The sequence below is a fragment of the Carnobacterium sp. genome (genome assembly GCF_040274425.1).
Window position 1 is genome coordinate 1 of the sequence record NZ_JBEMBC010000113.1, and the last position, 5,933, is coordinate 5,933.

Below are 5,933 nucleotides of genomic sequence, written 5' to 3' on the forward strand. Positions count from 1 at the left end.
CTTTACTAAAAATATAGTTCAACAACACTACCACAATTTGTGTTACAAGTTTCGCCCAACCTTCTCCACTATTTAGGTAGGTTAATAAAAACATTAACAACATATCGATAAAAAAAGATAATAAGCGGAAAGTGATAAAACTGGCGAATTCTTTAAGAATTATACGTACTGACCATTCTCTTGCTTTAAACACCCAAATCTTATTGGTAATATAAGCAAAACTAATAGATAATATCCAGGCCACTGTATTAGAAACAAAAAGGCTTGATACTTGTCTCATCAAAAAGAATGACACTATATTGACTAATGTTGTTAATACGCCAAAAACTACATAGATAACAAATTCTTGATTAAATAACTTTTTCTGCAACTTATCTATAAATGCCATTATTAAACCTCGTTCAACTCATCCTTCAAATCTGCTTCGGTTTCTTTAATAATAAATATGGGTCTATTTTTAGTCTCTAAGAAAATTTTACTAATATATTTACCAATGATCCCGAGACAAAGTAACTGAATACCACCAATAAACAAGATAATCACTACTAGAGAAGGCCACCCCGCAGTTGGATCTCCGAATATTAAAGCGCGTAGTATAATGATCAATCCTGCAATAATAGAAATCACAAACATCAAGGCTCCTGAATAAGAAGCAATTGATAAAGGTATTTCAGAAAAATTGATAATTCCTTCAACTGAATATTTAAACAAGCTCCAGAAAGACCAAGTAGTATTACCAGCAACTCTTTCTCTATTTTCAAATTCTAGATAGATAGTGTTAAATCCAATCCATGAAAATAACCCTTTTGAAAACCGATTGTATTCTGTCAATTCAAGAATAGCATTCACCATTTGTCTGGTCATTAACCGATAATCACGTGCGCCATCTACAAATTCAGTATCGCTAATTTTATTCATGAGTGCATAGAATTGTTTAGCAAAGAAGCTACGGATAGGCGGCTCCCCTTCACGGTCTACTCTTCTCGTCCCAACACAATCAAGCGTGGGATCTTGGTATAATTTATCAAGCATTACTGGCAGTAATTCAGGTGGATCTTGCAAGTCTACATCCATTAAGGTAACAAAGTCCCCTTTTGCTTGTTTTAAACCTGCATAAAGCCCTGCTTCTTTACCGAAATTTCTTGAAAGCGAAATATAGCGCACTTGATCATTCTCTTTGGCTAGCTTTCTCATTTCATTTAAAGAATTATCTGATGAACCATCATTCACAAAAATATATTCAATATCTTGATCCATCAATTGCTTTACCTTTTCCATTTCTTTGTAGAAAAGATGAATAGATTCTTCTTCATTAAAACACGGTACAATGACTGATAACATATTTCTCTCATTCCTCCTTTTTATTGTCCTTTTGACTAGTAATTTTAAACAACTTACTGGATTTTTTACCATCTAGCAAAATTAAGATCAATAGAGACACTAGACTCACAACTATTGAACTATATAAATATGGTTGTACAAACTTCATTTTGATATTTAATTGACCTTTTGGTATTTTAAATCCTATCATACCATTGTTAACATTTTCTATTGTGATTTTTTCATTATTGATCTCTAATTGCCAACCGTCTTCATAGAATATTGGTAATACTAAATAGGTATAACCATCACTGTTATCAAAGTTAATCTCTAATTTATCTTGTGCTAGTTCCAAATTGTAATCTAATTTTTTATCTTCATTGCTTCTTGCTTCCAACTGATCATATGATAGTCCATAAATATGATTGATTTCAAAATCGTAGCCGCTACCACCAGCAAAAGCAAATGCAATTTGATCATTATATGGGATAGAGACTTGGTGATGAAATTGTTGCAGAGCATATTTATCATTTGGTGAGCTCATTTGAAGTTCTGCACCATTTATTGAATAGTTATAGTTACCAGTATAATAATCTGTATCAGCTTTTAACGTATAATCAATTATAAGCTCGTCATAATTTTGACTCGCATCGACGTTAGCAACTAATTCAATACCTTCATCCGATTTTGAAATATAATTATCGTGATAGAAATTATTCTTTTCTATACTAAAATTTAGGTCATTTTCTAGATCTATGGATAGCGGCTGATTTTTACTAGAAGTAGTATATACTCCATCAATTAATTGTAAATCCTTGAAGTCAAAGGATGCATTATTAGTTATTTGATATTGATTTTTTACTGGATGTATAAAAGCAAGAGGATAATTATTTTTATAAACGGATAATTCACCGAAACTTTTCACTTTCTCATATCCAGCGGGTACAATGTATTGTTCATTGTCTTTAGCAATAACGTAATCAATTTGAAATAAACTATTTGTTATCTGTCTAGCACCTAGGCCATCAATTGATACACTGTTATCCTTAATATTAGTTAAACCAAAAAATTCTATGAAATCCTGTTCATATTTATTTTGAAAGCTTGAGTAATTATTAAAGGTACTTTGCTCATATGCTATGCCCAAATTAGCCATGCCTACATATTCTATACGATAAAAACCATTAGCATCGTTCTCAATAAAGTTAATAGCTTGTGATATATTCGTGTTTGGATTTTCAAAAGTTTCATATAGATAGTCTTTTGAAACAGTTTTCAGACTATACTGCTCAAATAACCGCGTATTAAATTGATTAATGAATGGTACTGTTAAAAGGAATATCGCCATCAAAGCTCCGTACTGAATCCTAGTTTGTTTAGTATAACTAAGAATTACATAGAATAACATCGCAATACCTATAAGTACCATAAAATATTTTTTATTAATGTCATAACTATTATCCATAGATTTTAAAGTACTGTAATAAATCAATAGTGTAAGACCCGAAGCGAGGATACTTGATTTTAGAGATTTATGTTTCAATATTTGTTCAATACCTATGCCAATTGTAATAGCAATAAATAAATAAGTTATGTAGTGCCACCGATATTGTGGTGCACTTAATCCGTTGAAAATACTAGCCACTTTAGGGCTATAACGAATGATAATTAATATTGTCGTGAAACAACTAAAAAATTGAAATATTTTTGATTGATAATTTTTAAAATTAAATATTACGAGTAAATATATAAAAGAAACAACTTGTATGGGGTCTAAAATTAATAGCCTTTCAATTGAAAAATTCTCTTTATCCCAAAGTGGTGCGATTACATCTACGCTACTTCTACTATTATCGAGAAATCCTTTAACAAATACCATAAAACCTATAGATGAAATACCTAATCCAAGTATCCCATATATTATTATTTTCATTAATTTTTTATCCCAGGCTATTTCATCTTTATTTAATGTTAAGAACAATCGCATAATAACATAGCAACCACTTAACAATAAATTTGCAAAGGCAAAGTATCCGTTATTAAATAAGGTCAAAGCTACACCTAAACTAAATAACCAACCCTTTTTTCCTTCAAAGATACATTCTACTCCTAACAAGATAATCGGCAACCATAACATGGCATCTGTAAAAAATTCCCATAGAACAGCATGTCTGAAATAAATAGGAGCAAATGCATAGAATGTAGCTGCAAAGATAGACACGGCCCTGCGTACTTTAAACTTCGAAATGACTATACTTGCGAAATATGCAATTAAGCTAGATTTGATAACCGAAAGAAATAAGGAGATTTCTCCCCAGTATACAATATCTGGGGTACTAATTATCTGACATTTTTCTAATATCCAGGTTACCAATACCGTCATATAATAAAATATAGACGTTGTATAATAATAACTTAATTTGGTTAGAAAATTTCCGCCTCCACTGTAGTTAAAACTGTAGAAAAAATTACCATTCGTAAATTCTTTATATAAGAAATCTTTGAAAACTAACATTTGTTGCGTCTGATCACTCGGTCCAGCCATCAATAAATTATTGTCCCATTGATTGTTAATAAAGAAAAAATGCATCAAAATTGATGCACTTATCAATAATAAAATCACAAAAAATTCTTTAAAAATTATCTGCTTATTTATTTTTTTAAATTTCATATATTCCTTTTCTCCCCCAATAATAAACTACGAAAATATCTTTTCTAATCTTCCATCTTTACAATTTGTTGGAAAATATCTTGTAATTCTACTCGCTTCATAACCAAAATAATAGCTAAGAAAATGGCATATGCAAAGAATCCAATGTAAGTATTTAATACATTCGCCGTAAAGTAAAATACTAGTACATGACTTATGATCAACAACCACTCATTGGCATCACCTTTCATAGCCTTAAATTCATGCCGTGAAGCATACAGATACCATAAGAAATAACATAAGGTTGTGGCCCATGCTATACCAGATAATGATTTAGTGATAAAGAATATGATTCCTACAAAAGCAAAGGCCAATACCGCATATAAAATTGAGTCGCGGATATATTTTCGTTCACTTCGTTTAGCCTTGTATAGATTGGCCACAACGATTTTTGAAATCATAATATATGGAATCGATACAAAGGTAATGGATAATAACTCGATTGATGCCACATAGTTTGGAAGGAAGAATTCGATAATCCACTTAAATACAAAGAATCCTAATCCACCAAAAATACCAAGTAACAATGTCAATTGTTTAATGATATTGGCTACTCGAGGAGAGTCTGTTTTTGAAATTAAATTGTAGAATACTAAAGCGACAGCATTCACAATTAGGATAATGACATTTAACACTGAGTTTTGGAAAGAATATTGGGCGAATTCTTCAATTGGGAATCCCCAGTTTGCAATCCAAGAACCAATATTACCAACGAATGTCAATGACATATTGGCTAATAAAATTAAGAATCCAACTCTAAAAATTTCAAATTTATCTTTGACAGTGAAGACGGGATTAAAACCTAATTGCTTAACAAATCGGAATTCATAATAGATGTACATTAACACATAAGACAATACGTTTAATATGATATAGAATACGTAGTCTTCCGATTTAAAAATAAAAATTCCGATTAATAACAGTGCGATATATGATACTGACCGGAACATAGATGCTACGGTAAATGTATTAAATTGACCAACTGCTTGTAAAAAATTTGATTGGTAAGTCGTTACATTTGAAAAGAAGGTAACGATCGAGAAAAGAATCAGTACCGGATCTTTTGTAATAAGAGATATTAGGAACATTCCTATGAACATGATGAACTGGAAAAAATTCGCAAAATTATGTTCATCTCTGATAACATTGTGGTCTAACTCATTTAATTCCTTACCACCATACTTAATATAAATCCCATCTGCAAATCCTAAATGGAAAAGGTAGGTAAAACTCAGGTACAAGGTATATTGCCTATAAGACCCGTATTGCGCAACAGTCAAAATCCCCGGCAAGATAAAACCAACGATAAAGCTGGTCCCGAAACCGACAATATTAGACATTGCAACGTTTAAAATGTTCTTTAAAGTCTTCATTTTTATCCTCACAATATTTTTGCTTTAATTTTGTTAACGGTCCCGAGAAGATTCGAACTTCCGACACCTCGTTTAGGAAACGAGTGCTCTATCCCCTGAGCTACGAGACCAGATAGTGTAAGGGGCTAGGCCCCTTACATTCATCATTATAATCTTCTTAAAATCGCATTGACAACATAGGAAGCGAAATAATAACTTGCTTTTGGTAGTGGTAATTTTTCTAAATTATAATAGGTATTCCACGTACGTTTTAAGGCACCTAGTCTATCACTAGAAATTGACCCTGCAACTTGGCGATAAGAATTTAAAGGTTGCGTAATACCAAAGGCTGAAATGCCCGTTTCCCTCATGATCTGCAACCAAGTTGCTGTATCTTGTCCTTTTCGTACAAGAGGCATCCGGAAATCACCAATGATGTTTCGATCAATCATCACTGTTGAACAAGCAATAGCCGTATTTTTCAATAAACCAGTATAATCTAAGGAAATGGGTACATTGGCTTTTTCTTTCAACACTTTACCTGTTTCATC

At 31.8% G+C, this 5,933-nt stretch carries 4 protein-coding genes, 1 tRNA gene and 1 pseudogene; all 6 read right to left on the reverse strand.

Translation table 11 applies throughout. The features are described 5' to 3' along the window. Nucleotides 1–388 (reverse strand): GtrA family protein (locus ABS911_RS13830; RefSeq protein ID WP_350468038.1); only part of this gene is annotated, 388 nt, incomplete at its 3' end. Between the two features lie 2 nt (nucleotides 389–390). Then, on the reverse strand, nucleotides 391–1,341 hold the full coding sequence (locus ABS911_RS13835) for a glycosyltransferase family 2 protein (protein ID WP_350468039.1): 951 nt from the start codon (nucleotides 1,339–1,341) through the stop codon (nucleotides 391–393). 7 nt (nucleotides 1,342–1,348) lie between these two features. Next, entirely contained in the window at nucleotides 1,349–3,991 is a 2,643-nt protein-coding gene (locus ABS911_RS13840; protein ID WP_350468040.1) for a YfhO family protein, read from the reverse strand. A 44-nt stretch (nucleotides 3,992–4,035) separates the two neighbouring features. Continuing rightward, the gene (locus ABS911_RS13845; RefSeq protein WP_350468041.1) at nucleotides 4,036–5,403 is read right to left on the reverse strand and encodes an MATE family efflux transporter; all 1,368 of its coding nucleotides are present in this window, start codon (nucleotides 5,401–5,403) and stop codon (nucleotides 4,036–4,038) included. Nucleotides 5,404–5,440: 37 nt separating this feature from the next. Then, a tRNA-Arg gene (locus tag ABS911_RS13850) sits at nucleotides 5,441–5,513 on the reverse strand. 36 nt (nucleotides 5,514–5,549) lie between these two features. Beyond that, nucleotides 5,550–5,933: pseudogene (locus tag ABS911_RS13855) on the reverse strand (glycosyltransferase family 2 protein); the annotation flags it as partial.

Coding starts and splice junctions, on each gene's coding strand:
- ABS911_RS13835 (WP_350468039.1), bottom strand. CDS start 1,341: ATGTTATCAGTCATTGTACCGTGTTTTAATGAAGAAGAATCTATTCAT.
- ABS911_RS13840 (WP_350468040.1), bottom strand. CDS start 3,991: ATGAAATTTAAAAAAATAAATAAGCAGATAATTTTTAAAGAATTTTTT.
- ABS911_RS13845 (WP_350468041.1), bottom strand. CDS start 5,403: ATGAAGACTTTAAAGAACATTTTAAACGTTGCAATGTCTAATATTGTC.